Source organism: Cytobacillus sp. S13-E01, from assembly GCF_029193815.1.
Taxonomy (GTDB): domain Bacteria; phylum Bacillota; class Bacilli; order Bacillales; family Bacillaceae_L; genus Bacillus_BV.
In genome coordinates, this window is record NZ_JARFVC010000004.1 from 170279 (window position 1) to 193661 (window position 23383).

18 protein-coding genes and 1 riboswitch are annotated in these 23383 nt (G+C 36.2%); of the genes, 15 read left to right on the forward strand and 3 right to left on the reverse strand.

Features of this window, described 5'->3' with window-relative positions; translation table 11 throughout:
* The first annotated feature begins 1 nt into the window (after position 1).
* From prfB to PY093_RS05150, 10 genes are all read left to right on the forward strand, one after another.
* Positions 2–1103 (forward strand): peptide chain release factor 2 gene (prfB, locus tag PY093_RS05105; RefSeq protein ID WP_275644793.1). Its coding sequence is split into 2 segments (ribosomal slippage): positions 2–73 and positions 75–1103, totalling 1101 coding nucleotides; the frame shifts between segments, so codons are not numbered across the junction.
* 176 nt (positions 1104–1279) lie between these two features.
* A complete protein-coding gene (locus tag PY093_RS05110) occupies positions 1280–2776 on the forward strand; it encodes a methyl-accepting chemotaxis protein (protein ID WP_275644794.1) in 1497 nt (498 codons plus the stop codon).
* A gap of 306 nt (positions 2777–3082) precedes the next feature.
* The gene (locus PY093_RS05115) at positions 3083–3955 is read left to right on the forward strand and encodes a YitT family protein (protein ID WP_275644818.1); all 873 of its coding nucleotides are present in this window, start codon (positions 3083–3085) and stop codon (positions 3953–3955) included.
* Between the two features lie 53 nt (positions 3956–4008).
* Complete coding sequence (gene cccB, locus PY093_RS05120; RefSeq protein ID WP_275644795.1) at positions 4009–4356, forward strand: cytochrome c551; 348 nt, start codon at positions 4009–4011, stop codon at positions 4354–4356.
* Between the two features lie 351 nt (positions 4357–4707).
* Positions 4708–5394 (forward strand): cell division ATP-binding protein FtsE, encoded by a 687-nt coding sequence (gene ftsE / locus PY093_RS05125; RefSeq protein ID WP_275644796.1) that lies wholly within the window; start codon positions 4708–4710, stop codon positions 5392–5394.
* Positions 5384–6277: a permease-like cell division protein FtsX gene (ftsX, locus tag PY093_RS05130; RefSeq protein WP_275644797.1), complete on the forward strand. Its 894-nt coding sequence runs from the start codon at positions 5384–5386 to the stop codon at positions 6275–6277. The genes ftsE and ftsX overlap by 11 nt, the downstream gene beginning before the upstream one ends.
* A 171-nt stretch (positions 6278–6448) precedes the next feature.
* Positions 6449–7693 (forward strand): murein hydrolase activator EnvC family protein, encoded by a 1245-nt coding sequence (locus PY093_RS05135; protein WP_275644798.1) that lies wholly within the window; start codon positions 6449–6451, stop codon positions 7691–7693.
* Positions 7694–8290: 597 nt separating this feature from the next.
* Positions 8291–10327 (forward strand): methyl-accepting chemotaxis protein, encoded by a 2037-nt coding sequence (locus PY093_RS05140; RefSeq protein ID WP_275644799.1) that lies wholly within the window; start codon positions 8291–8293, stop codon positions 10325–10327.
* 83 nt (positions 10328–10410) lie between these two features.
* Positions 10411–10869, forward strand: coding sequence for a chemotaxis protein CheX (locus PY093_RS05145; RefSeq protein WP_275644800.1), 459 nt, complete (start codon positions 10411–10413; stop codon positions 10867–10869).
* Positions 10870–11075: 206 nt separating this feature from the next.
* Positions 11076–11633, forward strand: a complete 558-nt coding sequence (locus PY093_RS05150) for a DUF4309 domain-containing protein (RefSeq protein ID WP_275644801.1) — start codon at positions 11076–11078, stop codon at positions 11631–11633.
* Between the two features lie 258 nt (positions 11634–11891).
* Here the strand turns inward: PY093_RS05150 and PY093_RS05155 are convergent, their stop codons facing one another.
* On the reverse strand, positions 11892–12317 hold the full coding sequence (locus PY093_RS05155; RefSeq protein ID WP_275644802.1) for a GNAT family N-acetyltransferase: 426 nt from the start codon (positions 12315–12317) through the stop codon (positions 11892–11894).
* A 271-nt stretch (positions 12318–12588) separates the two neighbouring features.
* Entirely contained in the window at positions 12589–13011 is a 423-nt protein-coding gene (locus tag PY093_RS05160) for a hypothetical protein (RefSeq protein WP_275644803.1), read from the reverse strand.
* 623 nt (positions 13012–13634) lie between these two features.
* Here PY093_RS05160 and PY093_RS05165 point away from each other — a divergent pair.
* The 4 genes from PY093_RS05165 (at position 13635) to PY093_RS05180 (ending at position 19749) form a co-directional block, all read left to right on the forward strand.
* Positions 13635–15095, forward strand: a complete 1461-nt coding sequence (locus tag PY093_RS05165; protein ID WP_275644804.1) for a S41 family peptidase — start codon at positions 13635–13637, stop codon at positions 15093–15095.
* A 461-nt stretch (positions 15096–15556) separates the two neighbouring features.
* Positions 15557–16750, forward strand: coding sequence for a PDZ domain-containing protein (locus tag PY093_RS05170; protein ID WP_275644805.1), 1194 nt, complete (start codon positions 15557–15559; stop codon positions 16748–16750).
* Between the two features lie 130 nt (positions 16751–16880).
* A complete protein-coding gene (locus PY093_RS05175; RefSeq protein WP_275644806.1) occupies positions 16881–17426 on the forward strand; it encodes a hypothetical protein in 546 nt (181 codons plus the stop codon).
* 232 nt (positions 17427–17658) lie between these two features.
* Positions 17659–17745, forward strand: a riboswitch (cyclic di-GMP riboswitch).
* Between the two features lie 297 nt (positions 17746–18042).
* On the forward strand, positions 18043–19749 hold the full coding sequence (locus PY093_RS05180; protein ID WP_275644807.1) for a methyl-accepting chemotaxis protein: 1707 nt from the start codon (positions 18043–18045) through the stop codon (positions 19747–19749).
* A 271-nt stretch (positions 19750–20020) separates the two neighbouring features.
* Here PY093_RS05180 and PY093_RS05185 read toward each other — a convergent pair whose 3' ends face one another.
* Positions 20021–21433, reverse strand: coding sequence for a sigma-54 interaction domain-containing protein (locus PY093_RS05185; protein ID WP_275644808.1), 1413 nt, complete (start codon positions 21431–21433; stop codon positions 20021–20023).
* A 404-nt stretch (positions 21434–21837) separates the two neighbouring features.
* Between PY093_RS05185 and pruA the strand changes: the two genes are divergently transcribed.
* Positions 21838–23383: L-glutamate gamma-semialdehyde dehydrogenase (gene pruA, locus PY093_RS05190; protein ID WP_275644819.1), on the forward strand; the 1546-nt coding region annotated here is incomplete at its 3' end.

Below are 23383 nucleotides of genomic sequence, written 5' to 3' on the forward strand. Positions count from 1 at the left end.
AGTGGAATTAGTAGAAATTAAGCAAGAACTTGATAAGATGATCAAACGATTAGAAGCTTTTAGGGGGTCTCTTTGACCTTGAAGCAAAGCAAGCCCGGATTACAGAACTAGAAGAACAAATGGCCAACCCAACCTTTTGGGATAGCCAACAAGCTGCTCAAATTGTCATTAACGAAATTAACGTTTTAAAAGAATCGGTCGTTCAATTTAATGAATTAAATGAAACCTATGAAAACCTAGAGCTAACCTATGAACTTTTAAAAGAAGAGCCAGATGAAGATATGATTACAGAATTAGTAGGTGAAATTAAAGGTCTATCAAAGGACCTTAACGATTTTGAATTACAGCTGCTACTAAGCGGAGAACATGACAAAAATAACGCTATTTTAGAGTTGCATCCAGGTGCTGGTGGAACTGAATCACAGGACTGGGGTTCGATGCTCCTTCGGATGTATACTCGTTGGGCAGAGAAAAAAGGATTTAAGGTTGAGACCCTCGATTATTTGCCTGGTGATGAAGCAGGGATTAAAAGTGTTACCTTGTTAATTAAAGGACATAATGCATACGGTTACCTTAAAGCAGAAAAAGGCGTACATCGTCTTGTTCGTATTTCTCCATTTGACGCATCAGGCCGCCGTCATACATCCTTCGTTTCATGTGAAATCATGCCTGAATTTAACGATGAAATCGATATTGACATCCGTACCGAAGATTTGAAGGTGGATACGTATCGTGCTAGTGGAGCGGGTGGGCAACATATCAATACAACCGATTCCGCTGTACGAATAACACATCTACCAACAAACACGGTTGTAACCTGCCAAACAGAGCGTTCACAGATTAAAAACCGTGAAAGAGCGATGAAAATGTTACAGGCGAAACTGTATCAATTGAGAATTGAAGAACAAGAAGCAGAGCTTGCAGAAATTCGTGGTGAGCAAAAGGATATCGGTTGGGGAAGTCAAATTCGTTCCTACGTATTCCACCCCTATTCACTAGTGAAAGACCACCGTACAAACACTGAAGTAGGTAACACACAAAGTGTAATGGACGGTGAACTTGATCCGTTTATAGACGCTTACCTTCGATCTAAATTAAATTAACGACCCATACCATCGGCAACATTGTTGTTGGTGGTTTTTTGATCGACAAGATTCGACACCTTCGTGGAAGGTGTCGACGAATCTTGTGGTAATTGTATCTATTTTCGACAGTATATTCCTTTTTCTATCAATATATTGTAAAATAAAGAATAGTCAGACTGGTGGAGGTTAAGGATATGTCAGGAACAACAGCAGATAGAATGAAAGAACTACAACTACTAGATATTGGACGAAAGAATAAGCTCGTAACAATTGTTACACTAATTTCAGTTATCTTAGCAATAATAGTAGATGTAGCAATAAAGCAACCGCTCGCTATGATATTAACAATAGCTATTGGTGGAAGTATTTTTGTATTAGTATTATCTTTACTTAATTACAAAAAAATATGGATCACTAAGACTCCATATCTCGCTATAGTAGGTCTAAGTATTGTCCTTTATTTTATAATGGTGGGCAGTCAGTCTATTACAATGATTCTGTTGCCATTTTATTTATTAACTACGGTCGCGATTTATAATAAGCGATCAACATTATATGCTAGTCTTCTTTTTGGTGTTTTACTTAGTGCAGCCTTTTTCTACAGATTTGCTGGTGAACTGAATTTTGATCTTAGAACAATCGTTATTTATTATTTGCTTTTTGCACTTATCATTTTAACGCTTATTTTTTTAAATCAAGTTTCTTCAAAAATGCAAAGAGATATGGATGCACTCCAGCAACAAACGCAATCGCTTTTTGATCAGCAGAAAGAGCATGGCGAACATTTGGTTAATGGTACAAAAACGATTAGCGAAAATATTGCAAAGGTACGTTCACAAAGCGAAGAACAACTCCATTCCTTTAATGAAATGAGTATTGCTGTTGGGGAAATTTCATCTGGCATGCAAACCCAGAATGAAGCAGCAAGTACGATTACTGAATCAATTGAAAACCTAAATCAAACAGTGGTGCATCTTGTTAATGCTGCTAGCAACTTAAGTATGCAAACAGATGAAGCAAATGAAGCTTCTAAAGTAGGTAGTGAAACGATTGAAACATTATTATTAAAAATTACTGAATTTCAAGCATCGATAGACACCATGTCTGAAACAATGAATAATCTTGTTGGAAAGATAAATGAAACAACTGGATTTACTGACAATATTCAGGAAATCGCAGCTCAAACAAACCTTCTAGCACTAAACGCTTCTATTGAAGCAGCACGTGCAGGAGAAAGTGGAAAAGGCTTTGCAGTAGTAGCTGACGAAATTCGTAAGCTTTCAGCTGTCACATCAAATGCAGCAGATCGTATTTCTAAAAATCTTTCTCAAGTCAATGAAAGTACGAGAATCTCTCAAAGTCAAATGGGAGAAAATGCGAAAAAAATGGAAGAAAGCGTTGATTTAACAAAACAAACAATGAATGCATTCTCTACAATTGATAAGGCTGTAAATGGTCTAAACATATCGGTTGATCAATTTGAGGAGATTACATCAAATATCGGTACTTCATCTAAATCAATTGAAACCTCGGTTAGTGAATTTGCAGCCATTATCGAAGAAACGACAGCTTCACTCGAGGAAATTTCAGCATCGCTAGAAAACCATAACCAACAAAATGGCCAACTTGTCTCATTTATCCAAAATACTGACAAGGCTACTACAAAGTTGATTCAATTAGTGAAAGAATAATGAATAAAGCCCAAGATACTAGGTGCACACCTGATATCTTGGGCTTTATATATGGAATAGGTTCGACACCTTCCTTGTCATTCGACACCTTCCTGGAAGATGTCGAACTCTCTACGGTATATTCTCTCTGAAGTTACAGCAAACTACCCATAATAAACTTCCATACCCAATCTCAAATTCTGCATTATTTTGTCGCTTTACCACGTTATTACACTGGCGTTTACAGAGGTTTGAACCCGTGCTATACTCTCAAAGGTTGTGTGAAACAATGTCAAACCGTGGTAGTTGGGGGATCAAAACATGATGATGACAATCAAGCAAAAACGGAGAAACGATCAATACAATCCAAAGCGAGAGCTCTTACAAGAATATCTATACATACTGCTTGGTTCGGCAATTGTCGCGATTGCTTTTAATTTATTTCTATTACCAAATAAAGTAGCTTCTGGCGGGGTAAGTGGGATAAGTACAATTTTCGTCACGCTATTTGGCTGGGAGCCCGCGTATGTTCAATGGGCCTTTAATATTCCTCTTTTTACCGCAGGTGTTATTCTTTTGGGTAGACTTTATGGTATAAAAACCTTAATCGGAACACTTTTTCTACCATTTGTCGTTTATTTGACCAGAAATATGGAGCCAGCAACGCTTGACCCATTGCTTGGTGCTCTTTTCGGTGGGGTTGGCGTAGGAATTGGTTTAGGGCTAGCGTTTAGAGGTAATGCTTCAACAGGTGGAACAGACCTTGCTGCACAAATAGTTCATAAGTTTACAGGCCTTTCACTCGGTACATGTGTGGCGATTATAGATGGAATGATTGTGGTAGCTGCAGCGTTTGTGTTTGATCTTGAAGGTGGCTTATATGCTCTTATCGGTTTATTTGTGACTAGTAAAACAATTGATCTGGTACAAGTGGGCTTTGGTTATTCAAAAATGGCCATTATTATTACAAATAAGCAGGATGAAATTAGTCAAGTAATCTTACGAAAAATTGATAGAGGTGTGACGAGATTATCTGCTGTAGGTGGATACACAGATGATGAGCGTCCTATATTAATGTGCGTCGTCGATCAGACAGAATTCTTCAAATTGAAGCAATTAGTTAAAAGCATCGATGCGTCTGCATTTGTAGTTGTTATGGATGCCTCTGAAGTAGTAGGAAAAGGTTTTAAAAGAGTTTAAATTGGCTATAATAAGCCTGTGTCTGGTTAATATTACTCTAGGGGGAGTATACAATGAAGAAGAAGTTACTAGCAATGCTAGTTGGAACATCGTTAGTGCTTGCAGCATGTGGCGGTGGGGGCGATGAAACAGCAGAGCCAACAGAACCAGCAGATACTACTGGTGGAGCAGGAGAAACAACTACTGCAAACGCTGAAGAAATCTATCAACAAAGCTGTATTGGTTGTCACGGTCAAGATCTTAGTGGGGGAGTAGGCCCTGATTTACGTGCAGTTGGCTCGAAATACTCACAAGAAGAAATTGAAGGAATCATTGATCAAGGTAAAGGAATCATGCAAGGCGGTATTATTAAAGGTGAAGAGGCAACTGCTGTTGCAGAGTGGTTGGCTGCTAAAAAATAATACACGGTGTTAAATCAAAGGGCTTTCTGTCATATGTTGACAGGGGCCTTTTTTTTGAGATAAGAAAATACCTAGTTTTGATGTCATCTCCGGGCGTCCCGCTCAAACTGCTTAATATAGATCAAATATACTCATCGGTAGTATCTAATACCATGAAATAGCTATGAAATGAAAATGTAATAATTTAAGTCTGATTTTGACGAATTTTGATGGTATAATGAAAAAGGTAGAATAATAGAACAGATTATGTAGAAAATAATAGTATTTACGTATTTTATGGCAAATTCATAAAGAAAATGTCGTATTATATAAAACTTCAACACAACTATAAAATACAATCAGGTGATTGAAATGATAGAAATGCAGGATGTTTATAAAAAGTATCCAAATGGCGTTCTTGCCGTTAATGGTATAAATGTAAAAATAAAGCAAGGCGAATTCGTCTATGTTGTTGGCCCTAGTGGAGCCGGAAAGTCAACGTTTATTAAGATGATGTACCGTGAAGAAAAGCCAACAAAAGGGGCTATCATTATTAACGGTATAAATCTTGCTAAGTTAAAAGAAAAAAAGGTTCCGTATTTACGTAGAAACATTGGAGTCGTTTTCCAAGATTTTAAATTATTACCGAAGCTAACAGTATATGAAAATGTTGCCTTTGCCTTAGAGGTCATCGAGGAAAATCCTAAATATATCAAAAAGCGCGTTTTAGATGTATTGGACCTTGTCAAGTTAAAGCATAAAGCTAGATTTTTACCAGACGAGCTGTCAGGTGGAGAGCAACAACGGGTTTCAATCGCACGCTCAATCGTAAATGCACCAGGTGTTATGATTGCCGATGAACCGACAGGTAACCTTGATCCCGAGACTTCTTGGGATATAATGAAAATTTTTGAAGAAATAAATAATCGTGGGACAACAATTGTAATGGCTACGCATAACCGTGAAATTGTAAACACAATAAAAAAACGTGTTATTGCGATTGAAAGCGGAAAAATAGCGAGAGACGAAGTAAGGGGTGATTACGGTTATGAAGTTTAGAACCTTACTTCGGCATATTCGTGAAAGTTTTAAGAACTTAAGCCGTAACAGTTGGATGACCTTTGCATCTGTTAGTGCTGTAACTGTCACACTTTTACTAGTAGGTATTTTTATAGTCATTATGATGAATTTAAATAGTATGGCCACTTCGATTGAAGAGGATGTACGAATCAGAGTTCATATTGAACTCACGGCTACACAAGAAGACCAAGCCGCCTTGCAAAAACAAATCGAAGGTATTTCACAAGTATCTGAGGTTGTTTTTTCATCTAAAGAACAAGAGCTTGATAACTTAATAAAAAGCTTAGGTGAAGAAGGCTCAATCTTTGAATTGTTTGAGCAAAGCAATCCATTGCGTGATGTCTTTATTGTAAAAACAGCAAATCCAACTGACATTTCAACAGTAGCTACTCGAATCGAAGGTTTTAATAATGCTGCATCTGTTAAATATGGACAAGGTGAAATTGAAAAGATGTTCAAAGCTGTAGAGATCTCTCGTAATGTTGGACTAGCCCTAATCGTAGGTTTAGTATTCACAGCAATGTTCTTAATCTCTAATACTATAAAAATAACAATTGTAGCAAGAAGAAGCGAGATTGAGATTATGAAGTTAGTAGGTGCAACAAATGGTTTCATTCGTTGGCCGTTTTTTCTCGAGGGCTTGTTACTTGGAATACTAGGGTCAATTATCCCAATTTCCATTATTCTTGGCTCATATAACTATCTTTTAGACATCGTCCAACCGAAGTTAGAGGGTACATTTTTTAAACTATTACCTTTTCAACCATTCGCATTCCAAGTTGCTTTACTTCTAGTCGCTATTGGTTCGATTATCGGTGTTTGGGGAAGTTTAATGTCTGTTCGTAAATTTTTAAAAGTTTAATAGATTTATGGTATAAATCAACTTCATGAAACTGTCAAACCTCAAATCTCTTTACCATGATAAGTTCAGGGAAGCTACTAAATAGGCGATGCTAAACTGTCCTAGTTGCCCTGGTAAGTAAGAAGCGAGTCTTTCTTACGATAGAATCAATAGAAGGGGAGTAACTGATTAATGAAAAGAAGATTACTTATCTTAAGCATTGGAACAATGGTTGCATTCGGTACATTTCTATCAAGTACATCTACTAATGTCGCCTTGGCAGTTGACAAAAATCAACAGCTTGAAAATCAAAAGAATAACCTTCAGAAAAAGCGCTCTGATGTCAAGGCTGATATGGGAGAGATCAAGGCTGAAATATCTTCGCTTCAATCTGAGCAAGATAAAGTAAAAGAAGATATCAAACGCATTGATATGGCTGTAGCTGAAACAAATGCTGGAATCCGTGAAAAGGATGCACAGATTGAAGAAACTAGAAAACAAATCGAAGCACTACAAAAGCAAATTGCTGAAGTAGCCGAAAGAATTGAGAAACGAGATGCTCTTTTACAGGATCGTATGCGTTCTATCCAAGAAAGCGGAGGCGTCATTAGTTATTTAGATGTACTTTTTGGTGCACAAAGCTTTAGTGATTTTATTGATCGACTGAACGCTTTATCAACTTTTGTGCAGGCTGATAAGGATATCATAAAAGCTCACCAGGATGACAAGCTATTAAAAGAGGAAAAAGAAACCGAAGTAACTGATTTTCTAATAGATCTTGAAACGCAGCTAACATCTCTTGAGGGGATGAAGGTTAAACTAAAAGAACAGCAGGATGAAAAGACAAAAATCATGGCTCAATTAAAGCGTGAGGAAGATGAAGCCACCTCTCAATATGAAGACCTTGAGGATGAGGCTGAACTATTAGCTGCTCAAGAACGTGCTATCCGGAATGAAATTGCTGCCTGGGAAAAGAGACAGCGTGAGCTTGAAGAAGCAAGAAAGCGCGGAGATGTGCAAGCTCCGGCTATAACGAGTGGTAACTTCATGAAACCAACAGAAGGTAGATTTACCTCTCCTTTTGGATCACGTTGGAACGCTTTACATGCTGGTGTTGATATTGCTAACAGAGCTGCAAATGTTCCAATTGTTGCTGCTGCATCAGGTACTGTTTTCCGTTCCTATTACTCTAGTAGCTATGGTAACGTGGTTTTCATTACACATAATATCGATGGACAAATCTATACGACTGTCTATGCGCATATGGAATCTCGCTCAGTAAGTGAAGGTCAAACAGTAAGCAAAGGAACAAGAATTGGCTATATGGGTAATACAGGTAATTCATTCGGAAAACACTTACACTTTGAAATGCACAAGGGACCTTGGAATGCTTCAAAATCCAACGCAGTCGATCCACAGAATTATATTAACTTTTAATCATTTAAAAAAACCTTAAAGATCACAATAATGTGATCTTTTTCTTGTATGTAAAAAATGAAAATAGAAAATAATTCTACATTGAATAAAGGTTGTTGTTTTGCGTTCTTCAATTATGTAATCTTTGAAGTGTAAATGGCCTAAAATGAGTTTTAGCAAATATAATATTGATTTAAAAACGTTTCTGTCTGTTTGGCTCAAATGTTAGTCGGAACCGACTAAATTTTGTGTCGAAATAATTAAAATTATGTCGAAAAACGGTTGGACAAAATAGTAATAAAGGCTTATTATTTAATAGAAGATTTATGAAGAACAATAATACATAGTCTTTTAGAATTATATTATCCCGCATGAACTGGCAGTTGGCAATAGACCATCTACTACAAAACGAAGTTAAAGTGTGGATAACTGCCCGTTAAGGTTCGTATAAGAACATGAAGTCTGCGTTACTTAGGTTTTTAGATCAACTAACCATCAGTGTAGGATGCGAAGACAACCCAATACTGATGGAAATTTCCTTTATTGATTCAAGAGAAAGCTCTAATAGGTTCATTGTATGATTTTATATTAAAACTTTAAGGAATAGGGGTAAGAATGATGTTTAAAAGTAACAGTGAAAAAAGTAAAAAACAAAGTAAATTAAGTAGTGTATTTAATAAGACTATTAGACGACAAATCTTAATTCCGTTTTTATCATTAATTATCTTATCAGGAACAATCATTTCATTTGTGGCATATCAATTTAGTGTGTCAATGACGACAGAGGAGTTATCGCTAAATGTAAAGCAACAAATGTCTAGTATGAATGATTCATTTGAAATTTTCTTTACTAACACAGAAAATACGATTAATTTGTTTTCTGAAAAATCAGATCTTAAAAGTTTTGAAACCACTGAAGATAAGATATTGGCTTCTTTTGAAGAAACAGCATCATCAAATGAGCAAATAACCAATATCTATATGGGTACGGCAACAGGAAAAATGATTTTATATCCGAGTACTGAACTTCCAAGTGATTATGATCCACGAACTAGAGTATGGTATACTGATGCGATTGAAAACAAAGATCAAATTATTTGGACGGAACCATACATTGATACAGCAACGAATGAGGTCGTAGTGAGTGTTGCGAAGGCTGTATATAATGGAAGTACCGCAGTAGGTGTTATGTCAATTGATATTTCAGTAGATACACTAATTGGAATGATTAGCAAAGTGAAGATTGGTGAATCTGGTTATGCAGTATTATTTGATAACCTAGGAAAATACTTAGCTCATCCTGATAAAGAAAATATTGGGGTCGATGTCTCAAGTGAACAATATTATCAGATGATAAAAAAAGAAGGAAACGATGGAATTATTGAATATGATCACGAGGGACAAGCTAAGATAATGGCGTTTGTGACAAATGAAAAAACAGGGTGGCAACTAGCAGGCACAGTTTTCAAAGATGAATTAGAACAAAAAGCACAAGGAATCATACTACCAATTCTTATCGCTCTAGGAGTAGTTTTAATATTTGCTTCATTAATTGCGATTTTCGTTACTAGAAAATTTGTAGAACCTATTAAAACATTACAAGATACAATGAAGAATGTTGAAAATGGAGATTTAACTGCAACGGTAATGTTTGATAGACAGGATGAAGTTGGACAATTAGCTCAAAGTTTTAATCAAATGATTCTTCAAATGAAAATGATGATACAAAAAGTATCAACAATTGCTGATAATGTAACAGATGCTTCTCAAACTCTCGTTGCAAGTGCAGAAGAGAACACTGCTGCTTCAAACGAGGTGGCAACTACAATGGAAGAGATTTCTGCTGGAGCAACAAATCAAACTGAATTAATTGAGGCTAATAGCCAGGCAACAAATCTATTAGCGGATAAAATCCAACAAGTGGAAGATCAAGCTAAAGTAATACAAACTGAATCAAATAACATGGAGGACTCTTCAAAAGAAGGGATGAATAAAGTTCGCTTACTTAAAGAGCAGTTCTCAAAAACGAATTTGATGGCATCTGAAATGGCAAAAGCAGTATCAGGGCTTGACGAAAATTCAACCTCCATTAATGACATCGTTAAAAAGATAGCAGAAATTGCGGGACAAACCAATTTGTTGGCTCTTAACGCGGCGATTGAAGCAGCAAGAGCAGGTGAAGCAGGAAAAGGGTTTGCAGTAGTTGCTGAAGAAGTACGAAAATTAGCTGAACAAACAGAAGGCTCATTAAAAGATATTTCAGCAATTATCGGAAAAATGCAAGGGGAAACTTCAAAGACGGTTCACTTGATTAGAGAGACAAATGAATATCTGGTAGAACAAGGAAAGGCAGTAGATGATACTGAAGAATCATTCTCTCTTATCTCAGCAGCAATTACAAGCAGTCGCTCGATGATTCAAGGTATAGTGGACTCCGTGAAAGAGATGGTTGAACAAAGAGGTACATTAGTTAGAAATGCACATGAAATAACCTCAATAAGTCAAGAGACTGCCGCTGGAACTGAACAAGTTTCTGCTTCAATTGAAGAAACAACTGCATCGATGGAACAGTTAAATATGTTAGCGAGTGAACTAGATTCATTTGCGAAGGAAATGAATGATGAAATAAGGAAATTTAGCATTGAAGAAAAATAAACAGTGATACTCATGATGGCCATACTATAAAGTTGAAAGGCTGTTAACTTCGATGTTAACGGCCTTTGTTTTGGAGGAATGTAATGTCTAGTTCAACGAAAGTACAAAGTGATCAATTAACGAGGTTAGTAAACGGTGTCATAACCTCCACTCAAACAATCATTCCTATTGAACAATCGATTGAAAAACCTGAGCTTTTACGAGTAGTTACTATAGAGTTTGGTGTATTGATTGGATTTACCGGGGACATTAAAGGAAGACTCATATTTAAAGGACAACCTACTATTTTTTCTGCAATTGGTGAAAAGATGTTCGGAATGCCAATTGGCGAGGAGATGTTAATTTCTTTCGCAGGCGAATTAGGAAATATGATTTCTGGTAACCTAGCAACGGTAATATCTGAGCAAGGAATAACTACTGATATTACATCACCGACAATTCTACAAGGAAATTCCCAGTTATCAGGATTTACAAAAGCGATCAATGTAAATGTACTTCTTTCTGAGATAGGAGTTCTTCAGATCGTGCTCTTACTGGAGTAGTAGAAAATCTAAATCTATTTTAACCTAAATTTTTCCTTTTCAATCCTTTATTAAGATTGTTACCCCCTTTTAACCAATATAGGTATTTTAACCCGTTATCCTTTTAATTTATCGTGATAAAATAGGAAGTAATTTCTTTTCACGATTCGACAGGAACTACTGCTTATAGCCAATATTTGCATGTGTCATAAAAAATGGAGGGTCTGATGAAATACATATTTATTTTACTATCTATCACTATTGTGTTAATAGGCTGTTCACAAGAAAAAACTAGTGGACCAATTGAGAAGGAACAAGTGGTGGGGACGAAATCGGAGATTAAAAATGAGGAAACAGAGACAACTCCTGAACATGAGTACTTTAATGAAGAGTTTAAGAATTCGATTAGCAACGGTTTTTTACCTGGTGCAGAATTTGGGATTGGGTCAACAGTTTCGGAAATTAAAGCAAGCTTAGGTGAGCCGGAAGTAGAAGATATCTGGGACGGTGCGAACATTTTGCAGTATGGTAGTGTGGTATATGGGTATCCATACCTCGATGATGGAAATACGATTCATGTAATCCAACATGCTCCAGAAACAGAATATTTTTTAAATGATTTGAAAAACCTCCTTGGTGAACCGTCTGTCGCTGAAATAAGTGACATTAATGGTATGTTTTTTGTCGTATACAATTTAAAAGAAAATAAGCAGCTTTGGGTTTATACTACCTCAGATAGTGATACATCACCAATTTCGTATTTAAAGTTAATAAAAAAATACTAGAAATTTAAGCAAATCTAGTAGAAGAGTGAACAAAGGATTTTTAGCTGTGAAAATAAGGTAACGGGCAGTGAAAGGGAGTGCTGCCCGTAAAAGTTTTAATGTGAATAAATACCGATAGTATTGAATGTTTAACTTCAATCAAACGTTTGTTTGAATTTTTCAAAGAATTCATACGCCTATGTCCATTCAAGCTAATCAAACGTTTGTTTAAAAAAACCGCATGCAGTGCTTGTCATTTTTATTCATAAAACTAACCTTTTAAAGTTTCTTCACAAATGCATAGCTTGTCTTTTTATAGCCCATTTTTTCCTCGTAAAATCTATGTGCATCCTTACGTTTGAATCCAGAGGATAGGGCAACGGATGAGCAGCCATGATTTTTTGCAAGTGAATGAATATAGGATAATAGCATCTCACCATACCCGTTTGAACGATGTGAATCGGCGGTAACTAAATCATATACGTAAATATGCTTACCATTATATAAGTTAGTGAGTTGAATAATTCCAGTAACAGCAACCATTTCATTATTTCTAATAACAGCGAACATTCGGTATCCTTCATCCCGCATTGCTGCAAGTAACCCTAGATAAGTCCCTTCATCCAAATGTGTTCTTAGCTCCTTCATCACAGTGAATCCATCTTTCCACTCTTGTAGTGTAGTTAATTCTTTAATATGATCCATTTTTCAACTTCCTTTCGCGGTTACAGTGTCTAAAAATGACCTAATTGAGAAAGGGAAAATCCAGAAATTTCTCTTATAATTAAGATACACTATATCTGATACCTCTAAAAGCGTCAGATTGAAGGTGCTTATAACAATAACCTGCTGCAGTCGTTGTTGAGAAAGTTGATTTGGATTGGTGGACATACAGAAGTGGAAATAAAATGGTTAGTGCAAGTTTGGTGCTAACGGAAAATGAACCACACCAAGGTAAAAGGGTGTGGTTCAACAATTAGTTTGAGATATTCGCTTTTAATCTCTTTTTTGGAACGCGTAATAACAAGATTCGTTTTCTTCTAATTGCGTTTATTAATAATTTATTTTGCTTGAGTGTATCCTCATCGTAGATTTTATCCTCATTTGCCAAGTTGTAGTAATAGTCGATCAATTTCATCGCATCATCAAGTGGATAGGTTTTAACTGTTTCCAAAATAGGAAGGTCATAGCCTTCTGTGAATCCTTCCATACTAGCTGCGAAAATATAAATTTTAAAACCATCAGCTTTTTGAGGTGCTGCTACTCTAATAAGCCAGTGGGTAGAATGTCGTATGTCTATCAAATGGTAGTTTTTTTCTAAAAATCGTACTCGATCCTGTGACTGCATGCTTACAACCTTGCTTGGAAAATGAATAGAGTATTTCTGTTGTTTACTCATAAGTACCCCCCTCAATACAGAAATATTTAAATAATGCCTGGTATAATCATCATTGGTGTTCGTTTTGTGATGTTTATAAATCACTATATGAAAGATCTAAAAAATTTATACGTATAAGTCTTTAAGAAGACCTAGCGGTGCACGGGCTATGAAAAAATCAGGTGGCTTGGTAGTAACCTTAATAAAACCATGACGTAAAAAGCGGAAGGCAGGTAGGTAACTACAAACGTTTTCCTTTACAACATTGGAAATTAACCTATAATTAAAAGTAGTTAGTTCATATTTAAAATGTGAAGCGTTTTATCATAAAGACTTTTTCGGTAAATGTTGTTGGTGTTAATTTTAAAAAGTATAGTTGCATTTGTCTGATTATTTTTAATCGATCACTAAAAAAACTTCTCTTTTTGATTGTAAAAAACAACAATTTTTCAGAAAAGAGCCTTCATAAACCGAACAAGCTTCTCATATAGTTGAACAAAGGCATCGCACTTAAGCATGTGTGGTGCCTTTTCCTAACAAGGTAGTTCGATATATAAATAGATAGAATAAGAACATATCTAGGGCACACAATAATGATATTGCACTTGTTCTACCGGTAATGGGATAGGAGGATGAATGGTTTGATGAGTCGTAAAATTCTTGCAATGTATTTAGCACTTTCGATGCTGGTTGGCGTAGGGGTGACATATGTCGCAACAGAGGTGCTTGATGGCACTAATTTGATAGCTAGTAACAATAATTCAGCGAATGAGAGCCAAACGTCACAACCGGAGCCAAGCGAAGATGCTCAGGAACAGATGAAAAAAATTGGTCAAGTATATGATTTAATCAAATCTCGATATGTTGAGGATATTGAAGATGCTGAATTAATTGAAGGCGCTATTCAGGGGATGGTCAATACATTAGAAGATCCTTATTCAGTTTATATGGACAAAGAAACAGCAGACCAATTTAGTCAATCATTGGATTCTTCGTTTGAAGGAATCGGTGCTGAAGTTAGTATGATGGAAGGGAAAGTAACCATTGTTGCACCCTTTAAAGACTCTCCAGCTGAAAAGGCAGGTCTAAAATCAAATGACCAAATCTTATCTGTTGATGGTAAAAGTGTAGAAGGTCTTGATCTGTATGACGCCGTTTTAAAAATCCGTGGAGAAAAAGGAACGATTGTACAATTAGAAGTCGTCCGCCCAGGTGTAACAGAAATTCTTAAAATAGATGTAAAAAGAGATGAGATTCCAATTGAAACAGTCTATTCTTCTATAAAAGAATATAACGGTAAAAAAGTTGGATATATTGAGTTAACTTCTTTTGCAGAGGACACTGCAAAAGATTTCGCAACAAGCCTAGATGAATTAGAAAAGCAAAAAATTGATGGCTTAGTTCTTGATGTTCGTGGGAACCCAGGTGGTTACTTAGAAAGTGTTGAGGAAATTCTTAAAAACTTAGTAACAGAGGAAAAACCATATGTTCAAATCGAAGAACGTTCAGGCAATAAACAACGTTTCTTCTCAACCTTAAAAGAAAAAAAAGGCTATCCAATTACAGTTTTAATTGACCGTGGCAGTGCATCAGCTTCAGAAATTTTAGCTGGAGCATTAAAAGAAGCGGGTAACTATGAGGTTGTAGGTGAGACTTCTTTTGGTAAAGGTACGGTTCAACAGGCTGTTCCAATGGGTGATGGTAGTAATATTAAACTAACGATGTTTAAGTGGTTAACTCCCGATGGAAACTGGATTCATGAAAAAGGTGTAGAACCTACGGTTGAAGTCTTGCAACCTGAATATTTTTACAGTAATCCAATTTCAACTGAAAAAGAGCTGGTACTAGATACGAATAGTGAGCAAGTAAAAAATGCACAGTTAATGTTAAGTGGCCTAGGCTTTGAAGCAGGGCGCAAAGATGGTTACTTCAGTAAAGAAACAGAGACAGCTGTGAAAGCTTTCCAGCAAGCAAACAACTTAACTGTTACTGGCGAAATTGATTCAAAAACAGCAGAAGTTATTCAAACAAAGCTACTTGAAAAAGTACGCGACGAGAAGAACGATCTTCAGCTTCAAACAGCGATTAAAATATTGTTTCAATAAAAAATGATAGGAAATCCCCTTCAAAGTGGAGGGGATTTTTGTATGTACCGGCTTATAACCCCATTTAATGGGAAGTTTATGAAGTTGAGCCACTGTTTTGAAAGGTACTCTCCCTGTAAAAAAAGGTGAAACATACGCGTCTATTTAGATCAAATACTCGCCTTAAATTACAAAATACGTGTTTAGATCAGTCGACTGAATTACAACATATTCTCTCTAAACTGTTTTGAAAATTATAAAGAGTTAAAACCGACAGCAGTAGAACAAGGCATTATAAAATTGCTAAAAAATCATTAGTTGCGTTATATATAAACACAGGAGAACAAAATAAAACAAATTTTCCAATAAAATCCGTATTCATTCCAATATGGTTTTGGTAGAATAAACAATAGGAAACTAGAAGTGTGAAAAAGTAGAATTGTTTGAGTCATGTAAACATAGCTACTAGGGCGGTGAAACTAATGATAGAATTATGGTTAATAGAGTTTTTAAAAGGGATAGGACGGTTTTTTCTTCATCCATTGTTTTATTATCTCGCTGGATTAGCAGTAGTAGTTGGTTATTTGCGCATAAAGAGGGAAAGACAGGCTTTTCATACTAGGGTGTTTGATATCTTTCATGAGCTTCGCGCGTTATTGCCTGTTGGTGTGTTAATTGGATTAGCCATTTCAGTTTTAACCATCGGAATTGGAATCGTTATCCCATTTGGAACGATCGTACTTATTGGACTAGCTACGGTCATTTTGAGTTTGACATTAAAATTGCGTTGGATTTCACCAGCCTATAGTTTAGGCTTGGCGTTTTTTGCAGTAATTTTTCTAGCAAACCTAAAGAGTGAATCAAAATTACTACAACAAATTATTGAAGATGTAAAAGCCACAGGATTACCAGCATTGGCGCTTTTATTAGCAATGCTAGTGATTGCTGAAGGAATTTTAATTTATAAAAATGGCTCAACAGGAACATCACCCCAAATTGAAAAAAGTAAGCGGGGGTTACCTGTAGGTTCACATCTAGCACAGCGATTGTGGATCGTTCCGGTTTTCCTAGTATTACCTGGTGAAGTATTAACAACACAGTTTGAATGGTGGCCGTTGTTTTCTATTAATGGTGGAGAATACACATTGCTTCTCGTGCCATTTGGGATAGGGTTCCATAACAAGGTCGTTGGAATGCTTCCGGCAGAGGGAATCCGTTTTATTGGAAAACGGGTAATTGCGCTTGGAATTGTGGTTTCAATCGTAGCCGTCAGTAGTCTATGGTATCCGATACTTGCAATCATTTCTGTTACTGTAGCGCTACTTGGTAGAGAAGGAATAGCGATACATCACCGCTTAACAGATGATTCATTACCAGTCATTTTTTCGAAAAAAGAGCAGGGTCTAATGGTTTTAGGTCTAATTCCCCAATCACCTGCTGAAAAAATGGGTCTTCAAGTCGGTGAAATTATCACAAAGGTTAATAGTCTTTCAGTTAAAACGGAGAGCGATTTCTATGAATCTCTTCAGAAAAACCGAGCATATTGTAAGTTAGAGATTTTGGATACAAATGGAGAAGTTCGTTTCGTTCAACGAGCATTATATAATGGGGAGCACCATGAACTAGGGATACTGTTTGTTCATGATCAGAAGAAGTGGGATAGTGAAGCGGTTTAGGTGTGTGATTTCTCATAATTAACTGGAATCGTCTCATAATTAACCGGAACGAATTCTCATAATTAATCGAAATGATTCAGTTGAAAATACTGAATCATTTTTTCTATAAGTTTAAATTTAAGGAGACAAAATGAACTTACCAAAACAACTTTTAATATCACTTCCACCGAAAATAAATGAAAGTCAACCTGGTTATATTTTAAGAATAACTGAGGTAAATTGTTATGAAAGTAATACATATATTTACGGATTACTAGGAGCTAATAACGATAGAAGGTTACAATTTGTTAGTGAAGAAGAAAGCATCAAGTTAAGCAATTTAACTAATGTTAATCATGAATTATTAGAAGAACTGTCTTTTCTAAATAGTAATCAAGAAAATGTTTCAAAGCTATTTTTACATATGAAAAAAGGAAAAGTTTGTGAACTTTTTCTAGAAAAAGGTATATTAGGAGAGGGGGTAAAAAGGTTGAAAAGGAAATCTTCTCAATGGAGGATCAGTCAAATAGCCATAATAGCATTTATTGGGGTCGCTATTGGAAGCTTGATAGTTAAAGTTAGTCTAATTTCTATTCTAGGAGCATTAAGTGGTTCATTATTATTGGTTGTCATAAACCTTGTTTATGTGATTTACACAAATAGGAAATCAAAAACAGATAAGAATACGAACACATAAACAAAATAAATTTAGTGGGTTTAAAAAATGACTTGCACAAACAGCCAAACAAAACAAGAGAGAAAATTTCTCTTCCCATACACGCAAGCGTGAAATATACATTATTCTCGCTTACTTTTATATAGAGGCATCACTTTAATAGTGTGGCTAATAGCTTCAACATTTGTGTTTATTGCAATAATTACTATAATATAGAAAAATAGTATGACTACTTTTATACTAAAAACTTAATCAACGATACTAGCAAACCCGCCGAAAGACGGGGACGCAAAGCCGCGGGTCTACAGCATATTTATGCTAGGATGGCTGGGTTACCGAATTGGTTTTCATTTTCTGAAACTCTTTCTTATTAGCGTAATCCAATTCACAAATGTGTTTACGTTACGTTGATAAAAAGGAGTTTTTTTATTCGTTTAAGGAATAAAACTCAACAAGGTATCATACTTCTCAGTCCGTACATGATAGCAAAAAGAATGGGTACATACGGGGATCCTCAATAGTAATAAAAATAAAAATACTTACATCAACTCTAGGCTTCATGTCAAGAAATGATAAAGAGATTGTGAACATCGTCTTTTTAAAAAATTAGTTAGTAACTACATAGGGGGATACTGCAATGTTGTCAAAACGATTTAGAAATGTAAAAATTGGCTGGAAGTATGGAATGGCATTAGGGTTAACACTTCTCCTTTTTTGTATTTCTGCAATTATCATTTATACAGAAATACAAAATGTTAAAGAAGATCTTGCTGCGCTTGAGCGTAGAAGTGATCGAGCAATCAAAGTTACTGAGATGGCGTCGTTATTCCGAGGAAAAGATATTCGAATCGCAGATTATCTAAATACACCTAAAGATGTATATATCCAAGAATTTGAGGAAAGAAGAAAGTCTTTTAATATCCTTCAAGAAGAATTAAAAGCAACAATTGATACGCGAGAAGAGGAAGAATATTTTAACCAAATCGCAAACAACGACCAAGAAGTGAATAATCTTTTCTTAAATGAACTTGTTCCAGCAATCAAGAGTGGAGACCTAGCAGGAGCGACATTAACTAGGATGAAAACACAAATTCTCAGAAGTGGAACAGTAAATAAACTAAATGAGCTTAGAAACCTGATAAATGAACAGCGTCAATTAGCGGAAACGTTGGTAAAGGATAGTTTAAATAGATCTATTTTCGTATTAATCCTATCAATCGCTTCTTCGATAATAGTAGGGTCAAGTATTGTTTTGATAGTTAATCGATTAGTACAAAAAAATCTAAACAAAGCTATTGAAATGGCTATTGATATTTCTGAGGGTTCCTTAAACGTGGAAGAGAGTAAGTATGATGGGAAAGATGAGATTGGCCAACTTAGTCTTGCGATGAATAAGATGTTAACAAGTTTGCGGGACATGATCCAACAGATCTCTGTTGTTTCTGGAACTGTTACAGGACATAGTGAAGAGTTGACACAATCAGCGAATGAAGTAAAAGAAGGAAGTAAACAGGTAGCGGCAACTATGCAAGAGTTATCCGCTGGTTCTGAAGCACAGGCAAATGAATCATCTGAACTTTTAGAGGCGATGACAAGCTTTATCAAAATGATACAAGAAGCAAATACAAATGGCGAACATATATACGAATCTTCAAATTTTGTTTTGAGGTTAACTGAAGATGGTAGTCATTTAATGAAATCATCCATTAGCCAAATGAACGCTATTGAGCATATTTTTAAGGTATCAGTTGAAAAGGTAAAAGGACTCGATAATCAATCTAAGGAAATATCATCATTAGTAGGAGTCATTCAAGCTATTGCCACGCAAACAAACCTATTGGCATTAAATGCTGCAATTGAGGCGGCTAGAGCTGGAGAACATGGAAAAGGATTTGCGGTTGTTGCTGATGAGGTACGTAAATTAGCTGAACAGGTGTCAGTTTCAGTTTCTGATATTACAGGTATTGTTGAAGGAATACAAAAAGAATCAGGGGAAGTAGTATCTTCTCTAGAAGCAGGTTATAGCGAAGTTGGCGAAGGTACTAAACAAATACAGTCAACAGGAGAAACCTTAGGAAATATTAATAACTCAGTGTCAGAAATGGTTAATAGAATCCAACAAGTTTCCGAGAATTTAAGGGAGATTGTTACGCATAGTGAGAAAATGAGTCAATCTATTGAAAATATAGCTTCTGTTTCTGAAGAATCAGCAGCAGGAGTTGAACAGACATCTGCATCAATTCAACAAACAAGTAGTTCGATGGAGGAAGTAGCAGGAAGCTCAGAGCAGCTCTCTAAGTTAGCTGAAGATCTTAATAGTTTAGTTCGAAGATTTAAAATGTAGCATTTCTAGGTTAGAATTTTACAGTACCTTGCATTAGTCATTACGATGAAATATGTTATGAAGATAGAACTAATATTGATTTTTTGGATGTATATATATCTAAAATTTTTCCGGATAAAACAATAAAGAGACCTAAGAGATGTTTTTACTCATTTCTTAGGTCTCTTACACCACCTACTGTTTTCTAAAATCACTATATTCTATTCTAAGACAACTATTAATTGTAATTTTATGAGAAAAATCCTTACTTGAAACTAGTCTTCCCTTCCTTTTACAAATTATATTTTTTCAAACGATACTGCAAGCTTTGCCGGCTCATGCCAAGAGCCTTGGCTGCCTTTGAAATATTGGAATCATGGTGAAGTAATACTTTCTCTAGATAAGATTTTTCTGCACTTTCCATATAATCTTCTAGTTTGGTGAAGTCATTATCTTCATCTTTTGGATTGCTTTGTTTGGTTGCTAGTAGTGAGAGCCCAGTATCTTTAAACTGTGGTTTTTTTCTAAATGGTACAGGAAGGTGTGAAAAGTGAATCAAATCTTCATCATCTAGCAAATTCATAGCCCCTTCTATGATATGTTCGAGCTCACGAACATTCCCTGGCCAGTCATATTCCCAAAAAAGCTCATAAACCTCATCACTAATACCCTTTACTTTCATTCCAAATAAGTAATTATACTTTTCAATGAAGGAAGAAACCAATAGTGATATATCTTCTTTACGTTCTCGTAATGGTGGAATAAATAATGAAACTACACCAAGCCGATAATAGAGATCTTTACGTAATTTTCCATTTGAGATAGCGTCTATTGGATCTTCGTTAATGGTGGCGATTATACGAACGTCAATTTTTTTATCTTTAATATCTCCGACCCTGCGGATTGTTTTTTCTTGAATGGCCCGTAGAAGCTTAGCTTGTAAGGCAGGATCCAATGAGTTGATTTCATCAAGTAGAATTGTTCCGCCCTGGGCTTGTTCAAATAAACCAGGTCGCTCTATCGATCCGGTAAATGCCCCTTTTTTAGTACCGAAAAGTAAGCCCTCAATTAAGTTGTCTGGTAGTGCCGCACAGTTTTGGCTAATAAATGGTTTAGAGGAACGTTGGCTTCCATTGTGGATGCTTTGTGCAAATAGTTCTTTTCCTGTTCCTGTCTCACCAACTAGTAGAACAGATGATGATGTCCTCGTCGCACGTTTACTATTTTCAACGACTTCTTGAATGCAATCACTTTTTCCGATAATGCTATCAAACGTATACAATGTATCACCTTTATGGAGAATATTCTCCCGGATAATACGTTCTAAATTGGTAATATCCCTAGCCATTTCAATCGCTCCGATAATTTTTCCTTCTTTATTGTAAATCGGAAATGTATCGTTAATTGTTGTGATTTCTTTGCCCTTATTATTGAAATAGGTTTGTTTTGCATTTTTGGTTTTTGTCCCTTCCCGAAGGGCTTGGATCAGGGTACTGTCCCTTTCGTCTGGGAACATAAACACATCGAGCAAATCCTTGTTAGCGACATCGGCAATTGACATTCCTTCTATCTCTGCCATTTTGCAATTATAAATGATTGTAATACCATTGTTATCAATGACGTGTATACCGACCTCAATCACATCTAATAATGTTCGGAAAATACTATCGACGCATGCACTATTGTTTATAGAATCAAGTTGCATATAATCCCCCTTCTTTATCGCTTCTTTTAGTTTAATAGAGAAAGTGATAGGGTGCAATGTTATTTGGCGAAAAATAAACTTAAGGGACATGTGTGCAAAATAAGATTGCATTTTTGCCTCTTGTTTTGCTCAAAGATACCAATATAATCACCAGAAATTAAAAAATGTACATCATGTCCGTTTATCGATGACTAGGGTAAGTCGATTCCTTTTTAAAGGAAATGGCATATGACCTCGAGCTGATTGCACCAGAGCTAAACACCAAAACTGGGTGCAAAATTTATACCTGCTTATCTTAAAAAACACGGAAATTGCCGCTCTCAACGAAAATTTTATTTGTATATTTGCTAACTTGGCACAGAACTTGCATTAATAAAAGTATAAATAAAAATAAGGAGATGGATATATTGCTACCATATAAACATGAACCATTTACGGATTTTTCTGTTGAGGAAAACAAGAAAGCTTATTTAGCTGGTCTTAAGACAGTTGAGTCTTACCTTGGGCAAGATTATGACTTAGTTATTGGTGGAAAACGCATCACAACTGAGGATAAAATCGCTTCTGTAAACCCGTCAAACAGAGAAGAGTTGGTTGGCCGGGTTTCAAAAGCAAACCAAGAGCTTGCTGAAAAGGCAATGCAAATTGCAGATAAAACATTCCAAACATGGCGCAAGTCAAAGCCAGAAATGCGCGCAGATATTTTATTCCGTGCTGCTGCAATTATTCGCCGTCGTAAGCATGAGTTTTCTGCCCTTTTAACAAAAGAAGCTGGTAAGCCATGGAATGAAGCTGATGCTGATACAGCGGAAGCAATCGACTTTTTAGAATATTATGGACGTCAAATGCTTCGTCTAAAAGACGGACTTCCAGTTGAAAGTCGTCCAATCGAATATAACCGTTTTAATTACATTCCACTTGGAGTGGGTGTTATTATTTCGCCTTGGAACTTCCCATTTGCAATTATGGCTGGTATGACAACAGCTGCATTAGTAGCGGGAAATACTGTTTTACTAAAGCCTGCTAGTACAACTCCAATCATTGCTGCTAAATTCATGGAAGTTCTTGAAGAAGCAGGTCTTCCTGCAGGTGTAGTTAATTTTGTCCCTGGTAGTGGAGCAGAAGTTGGAGACTATTTAGTAGATCATCCACGTACTCGCTTCATTAGCTTCACAGGTTCACGTGATGTTGGATTACGAATTTACGAACGTGCATCTAAATTAAATGAAGGCCAAATTTGGTTGAAACGTGTCATTGCTGAAATGGGTGGAAAAGATACGATTGTTGTTGATAAAGATGCTGATCTTGAATTAGCGGCTAAATCAATCGTGGCATCTGCATTTGGTTTCTCAGGACAAAAATGTTCGGCTTGCTCAAGAGCAGTCATTTTAGCAGACGTATATGACCAAGTAGTAGACCGCGTTGTTGAATTAACAAAAGAGCTAACTGTTGGTGAACCTAAAGACACATCTATATTCATGGGTCCTGTAAACGATCAAGGTGCGTTTGACAAGGTGATGAGTTATGTTGAGATCGGTAAAAACGAAGGAAGATTACTACACGGTGGTAAAGGCGATGACTCTAAAGGTTGGTTCATCGAGCCGACAATTTTTGCAGACGTAGCAGAAGATGCTCGTCTAATGAAAGAGGAAATCTTCGGGCCTGTTGTAGCAATCTGCAAAGCGAAAGATTTCGACCATGCACTTGATATTGCAAACAACACTGAGTATGGTCTAACTGGAGCAGTTCTTACAAACAACCGTGCACACATCGAAAAAGCACGCGAAGACTTCCATGTTGGTAACCTCTACTTCAACCGTGGTTGTACTGGTGCAATCGTTGGATACCAACCATTCGGTGGATTTAACATGTCTGGAACTGACTCAAAAGCTGGTGGCCCAGACTACCTAGTTTTACACATGCAAGCTAAAACAACATCTGAAATGCTAT

Bases quoted from the DNA above. Each gene is read 5' to 3' on its own strand.
- PY093_RS05135 (WP_275644798.1), top strand. From the start codon at position 6,449: ATGAAAAGAAGATTACTTATCTTAAGCATTGGAACAATGGTTGCATTC.
- PY093_RS05115 (WP_275644818.1), top strand. From the start codon at position 3,083: ATGACAATCAAGCAAAAACGGAGAAACGATCAATACAATCCAAAGCGA.
- PY093_RS05175 (WP_275644806.1), top strand. From the start codon at position 16,881: ATGAACTTACCAAAACAACTTTTAATATCACTTCCACCGAAAATAAAT.
- PY093_RS05185 (WP_275644808.1), bottom strand. From the start codon at position 21,433: ATGCAACTTGATTCTATAAACAATAGTGCATGCGTCGATAGTATTTTC.
- cccB (WP_275644795.1), top strand. From the start codon at position 4,009: ATGAAGAAGAAGTTACTAGCAATGCTAGTTGGAACATCGTTAGTGCTT.
- PY093_RS05165 (WP_275644804.1), top strand. From the start codon at position 13,635: ATGAGTCGTAAAATTCTTGCAATGTATTTAGCACTTTCGATGCTGGTT.
- PY093_RS05110 (WP_275644794.1), top strand. From the start codon at position 1,280: ATGTCAGGAACAACAGCAGATAGAATGAAAGAACTACAACTACTAGAT.
- ftsE (WP_275644796.1), top strand. From the start codon at position 4,708: ATGATAGAAATGCAGGATGTTTATAAAAAGTATCCAAATGGCGTTCTT.
- PY093_RS05160 (WP_275644803.1), bottom strand. From the start codon at position 13,011: ATGAGTAAACAACAGAAATACTCTATTCATTTTCCAAGCAAGGTTGTA.
- PY093_RS05145 (WP_275644800.1), top strand. From the start codon at position 10,411: ATGTCTAGTTCAACGAAAGTACAAAGTGATCAATTAACGAGGTTAGTA.
- PY093_RS05170 (WP_275644805.1), top strand. From the start codon at position 15,557: ATGATAGAATTATGGTTAATAGAGTTTTTAAAAGGGATAGGACGGTTT.
- PY093_RS05150 (WP_275644801.1), top strand. From the start codon at position 11,076: ATGAAATACATATTTATTTTACTATCTATCACTATTGTGTTAATAGGC.
- ftsX (WP_275644797.1), top strand. From the start codon at position 5,384: ATGAAGTTTAGAACCTTACTTCGGCATATTCGTGAAAGTTTTAAGAAC.
- PY093_RS05180 (WP_275644807.1), top strand. From the start codon at position 18,043: ATGTTGTCAAAACGATTTAGAAATGTAAAAATTGGCTGGAAGTATGGA.
- PY093_RS05155 (WP_275644802.1), bottom strand. From the start codon at position 12,317: ATGGATCATATTAAAGAATTAACTACACTACAAGAGTGGAAAGATGGA.
- PY093_RS05140 (WP_275644799.1), top strand. From the start codon at position 8,291: ATGTTTAAAAGTAACAGTGAAAAAAGTAAAAAACAAAGTAAATTAAGT.